Origin of the sequence: Citrobacter sp. Cs237, assembly GCF_030332325.1 — a bacterium.
GTDB classification, from domain to species: domain Bacteria; phylum Pseudomonadota; class Gammaproteobacteria; order Enterobacterales; family Enterobacteriaceae; genus Citrobacter_A; species Citrobacter_A sedlakii.
In genome coordinates this window covers 727,098-743,348 of the sequence record NZ_JAOWIB010000106.1, presented here as the reverse complement: position 1 = coordinate 743,348, position 16,251 = coordinate 727,098, and the positions used below count along the sequence as shown (strand labels likewise).

Sequence of the window (16,251 nt, the reverse complement as noted above, 5' to 3'; positions counted from 1 at the left end):
TAGGCCCGATCAGTGCTGCGCCATCAGGCAAAAATTACCGTTGTTCATCAAGTTGTAGCGCCACATACAATAACAATCTGTCGTCAAAATTCCCCAGATCCAACCCGGTCAGCTCTGAAATACGGTTCAGTCGGTACTCCAGCGTATTACGATGAATAAACAGCGCCTTTGACGTTGCCAGCGGCTGCACATTATGACGGAACCACGCCGCCAGCGTTCGGCGCAACAGGCCGTTATTATCCATTGCCTTCAGTCGCGCTAAAGGGCGCGCCAGCTCGTTAGCCTGCCAACCGCCGCGCAGACTGTCGAGCAGCACCGGCAACATTAAATCCTGATAAAAATAACTGCGGCTGTCCGGCATGCGCTGCTTGCCGACCATCATGGTGGTGCGGGCGGTACGGTATGAGCGGGCGATACTGCCGGGGCCGGTAAAGTAGTTGCCCAACGCGACGCGAAAACGCAGTTGCCCATTCTCTTTCATCCGCGAAATAAGCTGCTCAACGCGCCTGCGGTGATCTTCTGCATCCCAGCGACCAAACTGATTCAGCGCCGGTTTTAACACCACCATTTCGGTCAGCGAGACAATCGCGATCAGGTTATTGCGCTCGGGGGTGGTCAGCGCATTTTGCAATTGCTGCAGTTCCGCCATGGCGCTGTCGACGCCAAGCTGTCCGCTGTCGACTTCCACCACCGCCACCACGCGCGGCTGATTGAGATCGATGCCCAGACGCTGCGCCCACTCGGTCAGCGCCGGGGTGTTTTCTTCCGCCTGAATCAGGTTCATCACCAGTTCTTCACGCAGACGGCTGTCCTGCGCCAACAGGTGCATCAGACGTGACTGCTCCAGCATCATTTCTGCCGTCATGCATACCAGCTCGCCATATTTGCGCAGGTGCTCCGGCTCGCCGGTCAGACCGATCACGCCAACGATCTCCCCTTCCAGACGCAACGGTAGGTTGATCCCCTGACGCACACCGTGCAAGTGCCGCGCCACCGCGTCGTCAATATCAACCACGCGTCCCTGAGAGAGCACCAGCAGCGCGCCTTCGTGCAATTCACCAATACGCTCACGATCGCCGCTGCCGATAATCCGCCCGCGGGCATCCATTACGTTGATATTGGTATCAATGATGCGCATCGTCCGCGCCACGATATCCTGCGCCATTTTGGTATCAAGATGCCAGCCAGCCATAAACCCTCCTGTGAGCAGAGCTCAAGCATAAGGAAGATGACTAATCGCAGCATTGTGCAAATGCACAAAGCGAAGCAAAGAAGTATGGAGTTGTGGGGGGTATCACAAAAAGAACCCCCTTCCCTGTTCGGGAAGGGGGTGGGGAGATTACTGCATCAGCAAATAGATGGAGCTATCGCCACGCTGAATATTCAGCGCGAGGACAGACGGCTTGCTGTCGAGGATCTTGCGCAGCTCAGCGATGTTTTTCACCGCCTGCTGGTTAGCGCCGACAATCACGTCTCCTTTCTTCAGACCAATCTGCGCCGCTGGAGAATTCGCTTTCACGTTATTCACCACCACGCCTTGATCCTTGCCTTTGTTGCTCATTTCAGCGCCCTCAATGCCGCTGAAAATAGAGCTGGAATCCACCTGATTCTGGCTGCTCTGCTGCAGTTCCAGATTCACGGTCACCGGCTTGCCGTCACGCAACAGTCCGAGGGTGAGCTTGCTGCCGACCGGCATGGTGCCGACCTGCGCCCGCAGCGCGGCAAAGCTGCTGATGGGCTTGCCGTTCAGGGAGGTAATAACATCCCCGGCTTTAATGCCCGCTTTCGCCGCCGAAGAGTTTGGCATCACCTGGCTGACGAACGCGCCGCGCTGTGCGTCGACTTTCATCGCCTTCGCCAGCTCAGAGTTCAGTTCGGTACCCATAATGCCCAGCTCGCCGCGTTTCACCTGACCGAATTCCACCATCTGGGATGTGAGGTTTTTCACCATGTTGCTTGGGATGGCGAAGCCGATACCAATGTTGCCGCCGTCCGGCGCAAGGATAGCGGTGTTAATACCGATCAGTTCACCATTAAGGTTAACCAGCGCGCCACCAGAGTTACCGCGGTTGATCGCCGCGTCAGTCTGGATAAAGTTTTCATAGTTTTGCGCGTTCAGACCGCTACGGCCCAGCGCCGAGACGATACCGGAAGTGACGGTTTCGCCCAGACCAAACGGGTTACCGATGGCCACCGTGTAGTCGCCGACACGCAGCGCGTCGGAGTCAGCCAGTTTAATCGCCGTCAGGTTTTTCGGATCCTGGATTTGGATCAGCGCGATGTCAGAGCGCGGATCTTTGCCGACAATTTTGGCGTCGAATTTACGGCCATCGCTCAGCTGTACTTTGATTACCGTGGCGTTGTCCACCACGTGGTTGTTGGTGACGACATAGCCTTTCGCGGCATCAATGATGACGCCAGAACCCAGCGCCATGAATTTTTGTTGCTGGCCGCCGTTACCCCCAGGGCCTCCCTGACAGAACGGGGAACTCTGGAACGGAGAACCCTCCTGGCAGAACGGGGAGTCATCACCAAAGAACTGCTGGAAATTACGCGGCATACGCGGCGTATTTACGGTTGTGCTACCTTCAACGTTAATGCTGACCACCGATGGCATCACTTTTTCGAGCATCGGCGCCAGACTTGGCATCTGCTGAGCGGTCGTTGCTGAGGCGGTTTCAGCAGCCGTGGCAGAAAGCGGAGATAACGCCAAACCTAAACTCAGAGCCAGTGCACTCATTGCTAATGTGGTTTTTTTCATGTGTATCAATCTCGATTAACAGATAACGCAAAATTGCTGTGTACGTCAGATTCATTTTATAGCGCTAAGTTCCGGACAAAAGTTTATGGAAAAAGTAAAAATTTATTGTCCGTCTTTACAAAAGTTGCTTTATTGCTCGACCGCCATGAGCCGTCGATATTCATCCCACGCGTAGAGGTCTGTCATGCCGCTGATATAATCCTGGATCAGACGGCAACGGTAATAATATTCCAGCACCGGATACTCGGGGGAATCTGACGCTAATTTACTGACGGCTTCAATGTACGCCAGTCGATGACGAGTGGAGAGTTTCTGAAATAATCTGGATTCTATCGGAAAGCGTATCAGCCGCTCTTTTTCCACCAGCTCGCTGAAGTCTGCTAATGGAAGACTTAATAAAGGCCGGTAAATGTCTAATAACCCACTGATAACGCGATACCCCTGCAGCTCGAGTTGTTCCACGTCGGGGTGGCTAAACACATGTTTTATGGCGACATTTTTATAGAGCTTAAGCAAACGGCTAACGCTGCTGCCATCTTCCAGTAACGCCTGATTAAAAGTACCCTCAAAGATCTGCTCAAGATTATCAATAAAACGCTGCGCGGCATAAGGCACCAGCTTATTTAGCGTGTTCACCCGCAAATACATAAAGAATTGATCTTCCGTACTCCGACTCAGCGTATTTGCGCGGGATTTCTCCCACGCATTTTCCACCACCTGCGCAAACAGAGAGCCTTTTTCGTGCTCGCCCCAGGCCTCGTGCAAATGGTGATACAACTGCTCTACGCTGAAAATTCTTTTCTCTACGGCGTCCTCAAGATCGGCCACGCAATAAGAAATATCGTCAGCGGCTTCCATGATCCAGGTTAATGGAAAGCGACTGTAAAGCGCGAGATCAAGTTCCTGACGTAACCTTGCAATATAGGACTCTTCAGAAAGATAGTAGCCCGGTTTTTTCATTAAATAATGATGCGTCGTAGGCGTTTCCCCCCGCCACCATGCCGGACGGGTATATTTTAAAATCCCGCCCACCTGCGCCCAGGTCAGGTTCATGCGCATTAAGGTATGCACCAGACGTATCCCCTGCGCATTGCCTTCGAAATGGCATAAATCCTGGCGGACTTTGCGCCGGATGTCATTCAGGGACTCCTCCCCTTCGCTCAGGCGCAGCGCGGCGACAATACAGCGGTCCTCCGTCAGCGGCTGGCTTTCGGCATCTGCCGGATGCAGACGCTGGCGAAACCAGTCGTTGATTGCCGCTTCGCCAAAATGACCGAACGGCGGATTCCCAATGTCGTGCATCAGGCAGGACATTTCGACAATGCTTTCGAAGGGACCGGTCAGTTCGTCCAGCCCGTAATGCGCCAGCAGTTGCAGTTCCTTAAGACGGCTCAACACTTCTTTGGCGATATAGCGTCCCACCTGCTGCACTTCCAGCGAATGGGTAAGACGGGTGCGCACCGCCGCGTTGCGCTCCAGCGGAAACACCTGCGTCTTTTGCTGCAAACGGCGGATCGCCGGAGAGTTAATAATGCGCCCACGGTCACTCTCAAAGATGCGCAGGATCTCATGCTCAGTCTTCACCCCCTGAGGTGAGCGGTAACGACGATGCCAGTTTATTTTTTTGCGGAAATCAATCTGAGCCATCTCCTCCCCCATGAACATGCACTTCCCGTTAAGCGCATGATAGACTATGCCTTTAAATCTCACCTGGCGCGAGTAAATCTATGAAAATCGGCATCATTGGTGCAATGGAAGAAGAAGTTACGCTGCTGCGTGACAAAATCGAAAACCGTCAAACGTTCAGCCTGGGCGGTTGTGAAATCTACACCGGTCAGTTAAACGGCACCGACGTTGCGCTGCTGAAATCCGGCATTGGTAAAGTGGCTGCAGCGCTGGGCGCGACGCTGCTTCTTGAACACTGCAAGCCGGACGTGATTATTAATACCGGTTCCGCAGGCGGTCTGGCGCCAACGTTAAAAGTGGGTGATATCGTGGTGTCTGATGAAGCACGCTATCATGACGCCGATGTTACCGCCTTCGGCTATGAATTCGGTCAGCTTCCGGGCTGTCCGGCAGGGTTTAAAGCCGACGAAACGCTGATCGCGGCGGCGGAATCCTGCATTGCGGCGTTAAACCTGAACGCGGTTCGCGGGCTGATTGTCAGCGGCGACGCCTTCATTAACGGCTCCGTGGGGCTGGCGAAAATCCGCCATAACTTCCCGCAGGCGGTTGCTGTTGAAATGGAAGCTACCGCGATCGCGCACGTCTGCCATAACTTTAAAGTTCCGTTTGTGGTGGTTCGCGCTATTTCTGACGTCGCAGACCAGCAGTCGCACCTGAGCTTTGACGAGTTCCTGGCCGTCGCGGCCAAACAGTCCAGCCTGATGGTCGAAACGCTGGTGCAGAAACTGGCGCATGGTTAACGCATTCTTCAGGGCGTTTGTCGCCCTGCTGATTCTGCTGCCGGTGTGGCTGTCAGCCGCACCGCGCGTGATTTCCCTTTCTCCCGCCAATACCGAACTCGCCTTTGCCGCAGGCATCACCCCCGTCGGCGTCAGCAGCTATTCCGACTATCCGCCAGCGGCAAAGAATATTGAACAAGTGTCCACCTGGCAGGGCATGAATCTGGAACGCATTGTGGCGCTGAAACCCGATCTGGTTATCGCCTGGCGCGGCGGCAATGCGGAACGACAGGTTAATCAGCTCACCTCGTTAGGGATCCAGGTGATGTGGGTGGATGCCGTCACCATCGAACAAATTGCCGACACGCTGAAAAAATTAGCCGCCTGGAGCCCGGAGCCGGAAAAAGCGCAACGCGCCGCACAAAGCCTGCTGGACGACTATCATCAACTAAAATCGGCGAACGCGGCGAAAGCCAAAAAACGCGTCTTTCTCCAGTTTGGCATCAATCCGCCGTTTACCAGCGCAAAAGGATCGATTCAAAACCAGGTGCTGGAGCTGTGTGGCGGAGAAAATATCTTTGCCAATAGCCGGGTTCCCTGGCCGCAGGTAAGCCGAGAACAGGTGCTGGCGCGCGCTCCGCAGGCGATCGTGGTGGCAGGCGATGCGGATGAAACCCGCAAAATTCAGCGATACTGGGGCGATCAGCTCACTATTCCGGTTATTCCTTTAACCAGTGACTGGTTTGAACGCGCCAGCCCGCGTATTATCCTCGCCGCAAAACAACTCTGTAGTGCGCTTTCACAGGTGAAGTAAAACCCGTCACAGCACGGCTGGTCTTGAGGATAACGTGATGCTCGTCTATTGGCTGGATATTGTCGGTACCGCGGTATTTGCTATCTCTGGCGTATTGCTGGCTGGAAAATTGCGCATGGACCCGTTCGGCGTACTGGTTCTGGGCGTCGTGACAGCCGTCGGCGGTGGAACGATCCGTGATATGGCGCTGGATAACGGGCCGGTGTTTTGGGTGAAAGATCCGACCGATCTGGTGGTGGCGATGGTCACCAGTATGCTGACGATATTGTTGGTGCGCCAGCCCAGGCGCTTGCCCAAATGGATGCTGCCGGTACTCGACGCCGTCGGTCTGGCGGTATTCGTCGGGATTGGCGTCAATAAAGCGTTTATTGCCGGCACCGGTCCGTTGGTCGCAATCTGTATGGGCGTGATCACCGGCGTCGGCGGCGGGATTATCCGCGACGTGCTGGCGCGTGAAATCCCGATGATTTTGCGGACTGAGATTTACGCCACAGCCTGCATTATTGGCGGAATTGTTCACGCCACCGCGTTTTATACTTTTGCGATCCCGCTGGAAACGGCAAGTATGATGGGGATGATCGTGACATTATTCATTCGCCTGGCGGCGATCCGCTGGCATCTGAAGCTGCCGACGTTTGCATTAGATGAGAATGGGCGTTAAGGCATCGGGGCGAGAAGCGCAGGCCGGATAAAACGTTAGCCGCCATCCGGGACATCGCCCGGCGGCGTTACGCTTACCGGGCCTGTAGAACGGTTAACCGGCGGGACAACCGGCAACTGATCAAATACTGAACGAAGAACCACACCCGCAGGTGCTTTTCGCATTCGGGTTGGTTACGACGAAGCGTGACCCTTCCAGACCTTCAGTGTAATCCACGGAGCCGCCAACCAGATATTGCAGGCTCATCGGATCAACCACCAGACCCACCCCCTGTTTCTCGATGGTCATATCACCTTCGTTGACCTGATCGTCAAAGGTAAAACCATACTGGAAGCCGCTGCAACCACCACCGGTAATATACACGCGCAGCTTCAGATTCGGGTTATCTTCGTCAGCGATCAGGCTTTTCACTTTATTGGCTGCTGCTTCAGTAAATTGCAGTGGCAGCGCTACGTCATCACTCATATTTTTGCTCCAAACGACATCGGCAATTGGGCAAATTCTGACCCAATACGAAAATCATTATCTAATACCCTGGTATTTCATTCAAGTATTCTCGCCAGCGACCGCCGTCTGGCTTTTTGCCGCCTGTTCCGCTTCCTGCTTCGCCAGGGTGCGGGCAAGAATGGTGGAGTATAGCGGTTTTCCGCCGAGGAATTGCGCCAATAGTGTTGCGCCGAGACAGGTAATAATCATTGGCAAAATGAGCTGATAATTGTCGGTCATTTCCAGCACCAGCACGATGCCGGTCAGCGGCGCGCGTACCGACGCCGCCATCAGCGCCCCCATGCCGGCGATAGCAAAAGTGCCTGCTTCCAGCTGATAGTGCGGAAAGAAGGCCGCCGCCGCCATGCCGAACGCGGTTCCCAGCAGCGTGCCGAGCGCCAGCATCGGGGCGAATATTCCACCCGGCGCGCCGGAGGAGAAACAAAGCAGCGTTGTGATTACCCTGGCGACAAAGATAAACAACAGCAATCCGACGCTAAAATTGCCCGCCGCAGCGATGGGGATCAGATTAAACCCGCCGCCTGCCGCTTCGGGTTCAATCAACCCGAGAATACCGCACAGTCCGCCAATCGCGCCGCCCATCAGCACCCATTTGGTGATATTGCCGCCGTGAAAGCGCTGGAACATATCCTGCGTACGCAGCACCAATCTATTAAACAGCGGCCCCACGCAGCCAAAAATCATACCGAGGATCAGATAGAGCCACAGCGTATTCACCGGCGCGTTAGACAGTTTACCGACCTCGATAATCGGTGCTTCGCCATTGACCACGCGAAAGACAATGCTCGACATAATCACGCCCGTGAACACAGCCTTAATGGAAATCAGGTTATAGCGAAACTGCGGACGCATCTCTTCGATGATAAACAAAATGCCCGCCAGCGGCGCATTAAACGCCGCGGAAAGACCGGCTGCCGCCCCGGTAGCCAGCAGCGTATGGCGAGCTTCGGCGCTGCGCATACGAAAAATATCCAGCACCATCCGGCCAATGTTGCCGCCGATCTGGACCGTTGGCCCTTCGCGTCCCAGCACCATACCGGCCCCCAGCGTCCCCATCCCGCCGATAAATTTCACTGGCAGCACGCGCCACCAGCGCACCGGACGCAGCTCTTCCAGCGCGCCTTCGATCTCCGGGATCCCGGAACCACCGGCTTCCGGCGCGAATTTGCGCACCAGAAAATAGCCCACCATGGCGAGCAGAGCGGAAAGCACAAATGCCAACGGCCAGACGAGAAACGCGTGATCGGCAACGCTGACCAGCGTGCTGATACGCATATTCTGCACCCAGGTCACCGCTTTTTCGAACGCCACGCCGACCAGGCCGGTCACCGTGCCAACCACCGCCGCCATCAATAAGATCGCCAGTGGCGTTTTGTCCCGCTCAAGCAAACGACGGATTTGATCCCGGCGCCGCAAGCGCACGATTTGCTGTGCTTCAAAAGAGGGAGTTTCTGTCTTCATCAGATGATCATTAATTGGTAATACAAATGCAGAGGCGGCATTGTACTCGCCTCTCGCCGGAAAATCCCCTGCAAATCGTGATGTTTCAAATGCGCAAAACTTTCATAACCTTCTCTGAATAATTAGAATAGCGGGCATTCACTTTTTCTACGAACCAGGAATCCATCCATGAGTAAGTCTGAAAACCTCTATAGCGCGGCGCGTGAGCTCATCCCCGGCGGCGTTAACTCTCCTGTTCGCGCCTTTACTGGCGTGGGTGGCACTCCGCTGTTTATCGAAAAAGCTGACGGCGCGTATCTGTACGATGTCGATGGTAAAGCCTATATCGATTACGTCGGCTCCTGGGGACCGATGGTGCTGGGGCACAACCACCCGGCCATCCGTAATGCGGTGATCGAAGCCGCCGGGCGTGGCTTAAGCTTCGGCGCGCCAACCGAAATGGAAGTGAAAATGGCGGCGCTGGTGACGGAGCTGGTGCCGACGATGGACATGGTGCGCATGGTAAACTCCGGTACCGAAGCGACCATGAGCGCCATTCGTCTGGCGCGCGGTTTTACCGGGCGCGATAAAATCATTAAATTCGAAGGCTGCTACCACGGCCACGCCGACTGTCTGCTGGTGAAAGCCGGCTCCGGCGCGCTGACGCTGGGTCAGCCAAACTCGCCAGGCGTGCCGGCGGATTTCGCCAAACACACGTTAACCTGCACCTATAACGATCTGGATTCCGTCCGCGCCGCGTTTGAGCAGTTCCCGCAGGAGATCGCCTGCATCATCGTTGAGCCGGTCGCGGGCAATATGAACTGCATCCCGCCGCTGCCGGACTTCCTGCCGGGTCTGCGCGCCCTGTGCGATGAATTTGGCGCATTGCTGATCATTGATGAAGTCATGACCGGCTTCCGCGTCGCGCTGGCGGGCGCGCAGGACTATTACGGCGTAACGCCGGATCTGACCTGTCTGGGCAAAATCATTGGCGGCGGTATGCCAGTGGGCGCCTTCGGCGGCCGTCGCGAAGTGATGGATGCGCTGGCGCCAACCGGTCCGGTGTATCAGGCAGGGACGCTGTCCGGAAACCCAATTGCGATGGCGGCAGGGTTTGCCTGTCTGAACGAAGTGGCCCAGCCGGGGGTCCATGACACGCTGGACGAACTGACGACCCGTCTCGCCGAAGGTCTGCTGGCAGCCGCACAGGAAACGGGTATTCCACTGGTAGTAAACCATGTCGGCGGCATGTTCGGCCTATTCTTTACCGATGCGAAAACGGTCACCTGCTATCAGGACGTGATGGCATGCGACGTAGAACGCTTTAAGCGTTTCTTCCACCTGATGCTGGAAGAAGGCGTGTACCTGGCGCCGTCGGCGTTTGAGGCGGGCTTTATGTCGATCGCACACAGCATGGACGACATCAACAACACTCTCGACGCCGCGCGTCGGGTGTTTGCAAAGCTGTAATAACGAGAAGGTTATCCATCGCAGGCCGGGTGAAGCGAAACCGCTACCCGGCCTTTTTATTGTCTGAAGGCGACGCCAGACGTTTTATCTGGCCGACAACGCAGACTGCCGTCTTATCGACTCTGCTTACGCAGCAGATAAATAAAGTATGGCGCGCCAATAAAGGTGGACAGTATTCCGGCCGGGATCTGATACGGGAACATCAGCATTCTGCCGCACCAGTCAGCAAACACCAGCAGTAATCCCCCCGCCAGGGCCGACATCACCATATGCGGCAGGGTGCGGCGAAAGCCCAGCATTCGCGCGATATGCGGCGCCATCAGCCCGACAAAACTTAACGGGCCGATGGTCATCGTCGCCGTGGCCGTCAGGCATGCCGCCAGCAGCAGCAGCGCAATACGCGACGGCGTCAGCGCCATCCCCACCGCCCGCGCGGTATCGCCACCCAAGGGTAAAATCGTCAACCAGCGACGGCACAGCGGCGCGATCGCCAGCAGAATCACCATCACCACGCCAGTTCGCAGCACCTGCTCTTCCGACGCGTTATAGGTTGACCCTGAAATCCAGGTCAGCACTTCCGCCATGCGCGGATCGCCGCTGGCCTGTAGCATCATCAGCAGCATCGTAAACGCCGTGCTGAGCGCCATCCCCGCCAGCAGCATCCGGTGAGGTGAAAAACCCCCGCGTCCGGCGGCAATCATAATGATCAACAGCGTCCCCGCTGCGCCGAGACTCCCGGCGGGCAGCAGCCAGCCAAACGCGTTGCCTGGCACCAGAAACAGCATCAGGACGACGCCAAACGCCGCACCGGAGCTGATCCCAAGCACTTCCGGACTCGCCATTGGGTTACCGGTCAGACGCTGGATAATACACCCCGCCACCGCCAGCATGACGCCGGCGATAAGCGCCGCCAGAATACGCGGCCAGCGCCACGGCATCAGTTCATCCAGCAGCGCCCCGCTCGCCCAACTCCAGCCATGGGCGTCGCGACCCAGCGAAAGCGCCACATACGCGCCAAGCAACAAAATGACCAGGCCCGCCAGCGCGTAACCCGCCACGTGCTGGCGCTCTGCGGCCACGCGATTGCTGACGTTCATATCCGGCGCGCTCATACTGCGTAAACGCGGCAGCAGCCACAGCAGCAGCGGCGCGCCAATCAACGCCGTCACCGAACCGGTAGAGACCTCCATCCACACGCGGCTCAGCCAGATAATCACCTGATCGGAAAGCCAGAGGATCAGCGCGCCGATCAGCGGCGCGAGAATCAGGCGCGGCAGCAGGCGGCGCGCGCCGAGCATTTTCGCCAGCAGCGGCGCAAACAGGCCAATAAAGCCGATGATCCCGACCGCGTTGACCAACAACGCGCTAAGCACTATCGCCAGCGTCAGAGCCGCCAGACGCGCCAGCGACAGCGCCAGGCCCAGATTACGCGCCACGCCGTCATCCAGCCCCATCAGCGTCAGCGGACGCAGCAGCAACAGCGTAAGCATCACGCCACCGAGCAGTTGCGGCCAAAGGCGCTGCACGCCGCTCCAGTCAGTTTGTGTCAACGTACCGGTGCTCCAGAGGAACATGCTTTGCAATTGATCGTGATGGAATAACACTAACAGCTGGTTAATCGCCCCGCAGTAGAGGCTTACCACCAGACCCGCGAGGATCAGCGTGACGGGTGAAAGGCGCTTGCCCCACGCGACGCCAAATACCAGCACGCCAACGATACACGCCCCGGTAAGCGCGGCAAACTGCGCCGCCATCGCTCCCGGAATCGCCCATAGCGTCGTTACCGTAATCCCCAACTGAGCGCCCGTCGCCACGCCGAGCGTGGTCGGTTCCGCCAGGGGGTTACGCAGCACCTGCTGGAACAATACGCCCACCAGACCCAGCCCGGCCCCCACCAGCAAAGAAATCACCAGCCGCGGCAGCAGGCTGTAGTGAAACATCATCTGTTCGATAACGTTGATATCCGGCGCCCACAACGCCTGCTGCCACTGGCTACGCGGCAGCGCGAGGGAAAGGTTTCCCCAGGTTAAGCCCGTCGCGATAACATACAGCAGAACCAGCAAAAAAGCCGGGAAGAACGCGATACGTTTACTCACGCTTTGCCTCCCAGCGCGTTATCGAGAATGCGTACAAAGTGCATTGTCGATAACGTTGCGCCATAAAACCACACTGCCGGCACGCGCTGGAAGCGCCCTTCGCGTACGAACGGCATCGCCCGCCATAGCGGCGTACGCATCAGCGTAGCCATCTCTTTAGTGTTGCCATGATCAAAACAGAGCACATCGGCATCTTTGTACGCGGCAAGGCGATCGATCCCCACCGCCGTGCTGCCCCAGAAGTTGGTTTCCCCCTGCCAGGCGTTGCGGATCCCGTACTCATCCAGCACCTCCTGGAACAAACAGTTCGGACCAAAGACCAGCATATGACGGGCATCGAGCAGGGTAATCAGCAGCAACGGACGCGTGCCTCGTTGAACGAAGCGCGGCTTTTTACTTTCGATAAACCGATCGAATTCACTGAGATGCCGGGCTGCCGCCGCGTCCAGATTCAGCAGTTGCGCCATCTCATTCAGCGACTTACGGGCCACCGCCAGGGGCTTATTGCCGTCGCTAAAGTTAAAACCACGCCCGGGCGCGATGCGCGCCAGCTTCTCCGGGGACGGACCATAACCTGTCGACCAGAACATGTACGAAGGCTTCATTTCGGTCAGCAGTTCGAGATTAGGTTCGGTACGCAAACCAATATCGATGACCGACGCCGGGAGCGGCGGCTCGTTCACCCATAGCCGGTAGTTAGGAATATCTGCAACGCCATATGGCGTGATACCGAGCGCCAACAGTAGCTCGACCGGCAGCCATTCCAGCGCCACAATGCGATGCGGATCAACAGATGCCGCACGCGCCTGGCTCATCTGCCAGATGAGCGGAGAGAGCGCCATCGCCGTTAATAAACGACGACGCGTTAATTGGTGTAATCCGTTCATTAATAAACAAAACTCACGGGAGCAGCACCGGTCGGATGCGGCAGAATACCCATCGGGATACCGTATATTTGCTCCAGCGTCTCGCTGCGCATCAGTCCGGCAGGTGTACCCTGGGCTATCATTTCACCGCCGCGTAGCGCAACCAGGTAGTCGCAATAGCGCGCGGCCATGTTGATATCATGCAACACGGCAATGACCGTCAGACCACGCTGCTGGCTTAAGCGGTGCACCAGCGCCAGCACATCCACCTGATGGGCAATATCCAGCGCCGAAGTCGGCTCATCGAGCAGCAGGCAGCGGCTGTCCTGCGCCACCAGCATCGCAATCCACGCGCGCTGACGTTCGCCGCCGGAGAGGCTGTCCACCAGACGATGCGCCAGCGGTTTTAAGCCCACCAGCGTAATGGCTTCCTCCACTTTTTCTCTGTCCGCTACGCCAAATCGCCCCAACGCCCCGTGCCACGGATAACGCCCAATCGCCACCAGTTCGCGGACGGTCATGCCCTCTGCCTGCGGCAACTGCTGTGGCAGATAAGCCACCTTTCGGGCGAAAGCTTTGCTGCTCCAGCTGTCCAACGGCTGATCGTCAAGGAGGATCTCCCCTTCGGACGGCGGCTGATGGCGACCTAGCATTTTCAGCAAGGTGGATTTACCGGAGCCGTTGTGACCGATCAGCCCCGTCACTTTCCCCACCGGGAAGGTTAACGACAGAGGATGCAGAAGCGTGCGCCCGGGAACGCGAAAGGCGACATCACGCAGTGCAAAAGTGGTATCGGGAAGAGGGGTGTGTTCCTGCATAGCGGCCAACTTGTAAAACGGGCACGCAAAGCGTGCCCAAAAGAGAAATTAGAAACGGAAGGTTGCAGTTGCAACGACCTGACGTTCCGCGCCCCAGAAGCAGCCATAAGTGTTAAAGCAGCTGGCGACATATTCGCGATCAAACAGGTTGTTCACGTGCAGGGCGACATTCGACCCCGCCATGCCCACGCGTGCCAGGTCGTAACGGACCAGCGCATCCACCAGGGTATAGCTGCCGACTTTAAAGGAGTTCGCCGGATCGCCGTAGCTGGAGCTGGTATAGCGAACGCCAGTGCCCAGCGTCAGGCCGGAGAGCGGGCCGTCAAAGACCGTGTAGTCGCCCCACAGGGAAGCCATGTGTTTTGGCACCTGTGCCGGGGTGTTGCCTTTGTAGTTGGTGTCGGTGGTGTATTCCGCATCAGTATAAGTATAAGAGCCTACCACGTTAACGCTGGCCGACAGCGCTGCTTTCGCTTCAATTTCCACGCCACGCGAGCGAATTTCACCGCCTTCAACCGAGAAGAATGAACCGTTCGGGTCAGCCATCAGGTTGTTGGTTTTGGTCAACTGGTAAACGGCGCCGGTGATAACGATCGGACGATCGTTCGGCACATACTTCACGCCCGCTTCGTACTGCTTACCTTTTGACGGCGCGAAGATGTTGCCATTTTGTCCAACCTGTGAAGCCGGTTCAAATGACTCGCTGTAGCTGAAGTATGGGGTTACGCCGTTATCAAACAGGTAGTTAACGCCGCCGCGCCAGGTGAACTGGTTATCATCACGCGAGTCCTGGACGCCTGTTTCACGGTTCAGGGAGTCCTGCTTCGCCCAGTCATAGCGACCGCCGAGGGTCACCAGCACTTTATCCCACTGCATCTGATCCTGCACGTACAGGCCGGTCTGCTTCTGTTTGTTCAGCACGCGGTAGGCGCCTGACGGGCCAGGATGCGCACCGAAGTCGAAGTCACCGCGGTCAAGGTTATAGATATCAGATGGCGTTACGGAACCGGCATAGCCAAACCAGGAATCGATATCGTTACGCATACGCATAAAGTCAACGCCGGTCAGCAGCGTGTGATCGACAGAGGCGGTGGTAAACTGACTCTGCAGTTGGGTATCCACCGCAAAGTTCTCCAGCTTCTCATTGTCGATAACATACTGACGGGTCAGGGTGTGGCCCCATTGCGACTGAGGAACGCTGGCGCACGGGCTGGAAGTCGGGTTGCTTGAATAGAGCGGATCCGAGCACATGCCGTAACCGTAGACGCTGTTCTGCTCAACTTTGTTCTGCGCGTAACGCAGGTTCTGACGCACGGTAAAGGTATCGTTGAATTCGTGGTCGAAGCTGTAGCCCACCATCTTCTCGTTACGGGAATAGGTGTTGTTGTTCGCCCCTTCGTTGAAGTCGGTCGGCAGACGCTTACCGTTCGGCAGCGTGGATACCGTCCCCTCTTTCGGCAACCAGCCGTAATAACCGGTTTCCGGCTCGTTCTGGAAATACGAGAGGAAGGTGAAGTTGGTTTTATCATCCGGACGCCAGCTGAACGACGGCGCGATGGCATAACGTTGTTCTTCCGCGCCCTGCTGCTGGGCATTCGCCGAGCGCGCCAGACCGGTTAAACGGTAAGAGTAAACGCCGTCATCATCCAGCGCGTCGCTGAAGTCGAAGCCGGTCTGGAACAGGCTGTCGGTGCCCATTTTAAACTGCACTTCTTTCAGCGGTTCGGTGGTGGGACGCTTACTGACCATATTCAGCAGGCCGCCCGGGTTGCTCTTACCGTACAGGACGGAAACAGGACCGCGCATCACTTCTGCGCGTTCCAGCATGTAAGGGTCGATCACCGCATCGTTATAGAAGTTACCCTGCATCTTCAGACCGTTCAGATAGTTATTCTGGCTTTGGCCGTCAGCAGCGAAACCGCGGATGATCAGATAATCATAGGTATTGGACGCACCGCGAGTGCCGACAGCAACGCCTGGCGTATAGCTCAGCGCCTCTTTCACTGATTTAGGCTGATGCAGCGCCATCTCTTCCGCAGTGACCACTGAAATGGACTGCGGTACTTTCTGGATCGGGGTATCGGTTTTGGTCGCCGTGGCAGACTGTCGCGCCGCGATGGTCGCCGCCGGACCCCAGGCGCTTTCCTGCGGAGCAGGCGCAGCAGTTACGGTAATGGTTTCTTCTTTCGGTTGAACCGCCGCCTGTGCATAGACAGACATGCCGCTAACCGCTGTGGCTACTACAACTGCGATTTTACGCAGAGAGTATGTTGGCTGAGCAGTTTTATAACGCGCCATTGGTATATCTCTGATGGAAAGTGAATGATAACGTAAACGAGAATTATTATTATGACGGCAGAATAATATTCGAAACGCTGGCGAGATAGCAAGCAATACGCGTCCCTGGCAAAAC

The 16,251-nt window shown here is 56.6% G+C and carries 14 protein-coding genes; 4 read left to right on the top strand and 10 right to left on the bottom strand.

Features of this window, described 5'->3' with window-relative positions:
* Nucleotides 1-34: 34 nt before the first annotated feature.
* The 3 genes from cdaR to dgt all read right to left on the bottom strand — a co-directional run bounded on the left by cdaR (nt 35) and on the right by dgt (nt 4,408).
* Nucleotides 35-1,192 (bottom strand): DNA-binding transcriptional regulator CdaR, encoded by a 1,158-nt coding sequence (cdaR, locus tag OGY07_RS16860; RefSeq protein ID WP_042289894.1) that lies wholly within the window; start codon nt 1,190-1,192, stop codon nt 35-37.
* Between the two features lie 147 nt (nt 1,193-1,339).
* Nucleotides 1,340-2,761, bottom strand: a complete 1,422-nt coding sequence (degP, locus tag OGY07_RS16855) for a serine endoprotease DegP (RefSeq protein WP_042289896.1) — start codon at nt 2,759-2,761, stop codon at nt 1,340-1,342.
* 129 nt (nt 2,762-2,890) lie between these two features.
* Nucleotides 2,891-4,408, bottom strand: coding sequence for a dGTPase (dgt, locus tag OGY07_RS16850; protein ID WP_060570030.1), 1,518 nt, complete (start codon nt 4,406-4,408; stop codon nt 2,891-2,893).
* Nucleotides 4,409-4,488: 80 nt separating this feature from the next.
* Between dgt and mtnN the strand changes: the two genes are divergently transcribed.
* Genes mtnN through OGY07_RS16835 form a run of 3 tightly spaced genes read left to right on the top strand, consistent with a single transcriptional unit; the run spans nt 4,489 to nt 6,641 of the window.
* Nucleotides 4,489-5,187 carry a 5'-methylthioadenosine/S-adenosylhomocysteine nucleosidase gene (gene mtnN / locus OGY07_RS16845; RefSeq protein ID WP_042289900.1) on the top strand — a complete coding sequence of 233 codons (699 nt, stop codon included), beginning with the start codon at nt 4,489-4,491 and terminating at the stop codon, nt 5,185-5,187.
* Nucleotides 5,180-5,980 (top strand): vitamin B12 ABC transporter substrate-binding protein BtuF, encoded by an 801-nt coding sequence (gene btuF / locus OGY07_RS16840; RefSeq protein ID WP_181821941.1) that lies wholly within the window; start codon nt 5,180-5,182, stop codon nt 5,978-5,980. The genes mtnN and btuF overlap by 8 nt, the downstream gene beginning before the upstream one ends.
* A gap of 37 nt (nt 5,981-6,017) precedes the next feature.
* Nucleotides 6,018-6,641, top strand: coding sequence for a TRIC cation channel family protein (locus OGY07_RS16835; RefSeq protein WP_042289905.1), 624 nt, complete (start codon nt 6,018-6,020; stop codon nt 6,639-6,641).
* Nucleotides 6,642-6,761: 120 nt separating this feature from the next.
* Here the strand turns inward: OGY07_RS16835 and erpA are convergent, their stop codons facing one another.
* The 3 genes from erpA to clcA are packed head-to-tail and all read right to left on the bottom strand — an operon-like array spanning nt 6,762 to nt 8,609.
* Nucleotides 6,762-7,106 carry an iron-sulfur cluster insertion protein ErpA gene (gene erpA / locus OGY07_RS16830; RefSeq protein WP_012904541.1) on the bottom strand — a complete coding sequence of 115 codons (345 nt, stop codon included), beginning with the start codon at nt 7,104-7,106 and terminating at the stop codon, nt 6,762-6,764.
* Complete coding sequence (gene yadW, locus OGY07_RS23390; RefSeq protein WP_350396263.1) at nt 7,103-7,153, bottom strand: small protein YadW; 51 nt, start codon at nt 7,151-7,153, stop codon at nt 7,103-7,105. Before yadW ends, erpA begins: the two co-directional genes overlap by 4 nt.
* Before the next feature lie 34 nt (nt 7,154-7,187).
* Nucleotides 7,188-8,609 (bottom strand): H(+)/Cl(-) exchange transporter ClcA, encoded by a 1,422-nt coding sequence (clcA, locus tag OGY07_RS16825; RefSeq protein WP_200034832.1) that lies wholly within the window; start codon nt 8,607-8,609, stop codon nt 7,188-7,190.
* Nucleotides 8,610-8,777: 168 nt separating this feature from the next.
* Between clcA and hemL the strand changes: the two genes are divergently transcribed.
* Nucleotides 8,778-10,058 carry a glutamate-1-semialdehyde 2,1-aminomutase gene (gene hemL, locus OGY07_RS16820; RefSeq protein WP_181821942.1) on the top strand — a complete coding sequence of 427 codons (1,281 nt, stop codon included), beginning with the start codon at nt 8,778-8,780 and terminating at the stop codon, nt 10,056-10,058.
* 113 nt (nt 10,059-10,171) lie between these two features.
* Here hemL and fhuB read toward each other — a convergent pair whose 3' ends face one another.
* The 4 genes from fhuB to fhuA are packed head-to-tail and all read right to left on the bottom strand — an operon-like array spanning nt 10,172 to nt 16,136.
* A complete protein-coding gene (gene fhuB, locus OGY07_RS16815) occupies nt 10,172-12,154 on the bottom strand; it encodes a Fe(3+)-hydroxamate ABC transporter permease FhuB (protein WP_286601822.1) in 1,983 nt (660 codons plus the stop codon).
* Complete coding sequence (gene fhuD, locus OGY07_RS16810) at nt 12,151-13,041, bottom strand: Fe(3+)-hydroxamate ABC transporter substrate-binding protein FhuD (RefSeq protein ID WP_060570026.1); 891 nt, start codon at nt 13,039-13,041, stop codon at nt 12,151-12,153. The genes fhuB and fhuD overlap by 4 nt, the downstream gene beginning before the upstream one ends.
* Complete coding sequence (gene fhuC / locus OGY07_RS16805; RefSeq protein ID WP_042289917.1) at nt 13,041-13,838, bottom strand: Fe3+-hydroxamate ABC transporter ATP-binding protein FhuC; 798 nt, start codon at nt 13,836-13,838, stop codon at nt 13,041-13,043. Before fhuC ends, fhuD begins: the two co-directional genes overlap by 1 nt.
* A 48-nt stretch (nt 13,839-13,886) precedes the next feature.
* A complete protein-coding gene (gene fhuA / locus OGY07_RS16800) occupies nt 13,887-16,136 on the bottom strand; it encodes a ferrichrome porin FhuA (protein ID WP_200034838.1) in 2,250 nt (749 codons plus the stop codon).
* Nucleotides 16,137-16,251: the final 115 nt, after the last annotated feature.

Bases quoted from the DNA above. Each gene is read 5' to 3' on its own strand.
- cdaR (WP_042289894.1), bottom strand. From the start codon at position 1,192: ATGGCTGGCTGGCATCTTGATACCAAAATGGCGCAGGATATCGTGGCG.
- degP (WP_042289896.1), bottom strand. From the start codon at position 2,761: ATGAAAAAAACCACATTAGCAATGAGTGCACTGGCTCTGAGTTTAGGT.
- dgt (WP_060570030.1), bottom strand. From the start codon at position 4,408: ATGGCTCAGATTGATTTCCGCAAAAAAATAAACTGGCATCGTCGTTAC.
- mtnN (WP_042289900.1), top strand. From the start codon at position 4,489: ATGAAAATCGGCATCATTGGTGCAATGGAAGAAGAAGTTACGCTGCTG.
- btuF (WP_181821941.1), top strand. From the start codon at position 5,180: ATGGTTAACGCATTCTTCAGGGCGTTTGTCGCCCTGCTGATTCTGCTG.
- OGY07_RS16835 (WP_042289905.1), top strand. From the start codon at position 6,018: ATGCTCGTCTATTGGCTGGATATTGTCGGTACCGCGGTATTTGCTATC.
- erpA (WP_012904541.1), bottom strand. From the start codon at position 7,106: ATGAGTGATGACGTAGCGCTGCCACTGCAATTTACTGAAGCAGCAGCC.
- clcA (WP_200034832.1), bottom strand. From the start codon at position 8,609: ATGAAGACAGAAACTCCCTCTTTTGAAGCACAGCAAATCGTGCGCTTG.
- hemL (WP_181821942.1), top strand. From the start codon at position 8,778: ATGAGTAAGTCTGAAAACCTCTATAGCGCGGCGCGTGAGCTCATCCCC.
- fhuD (WP_060570026.1), bottom strand. From the start codon at position 13,041: ATGAACGGATTACACCAATTAACGCGTCGTCGTTTATTAACGGCGATG.
- fhuC (WP_042289917.1), bottom strand. From the start codon at position 13,838: ATGCAGGAACACACCCCTCTTCCCGATACCACTTTTGCACTGCGTGAT.
- fhuA (WP_200034838.1), bottom strand. From the start codon at position 16,136: ATGGCGCGTTATAAAACTGCTCAGCCAACATACTCTCTGCGTAAAATC.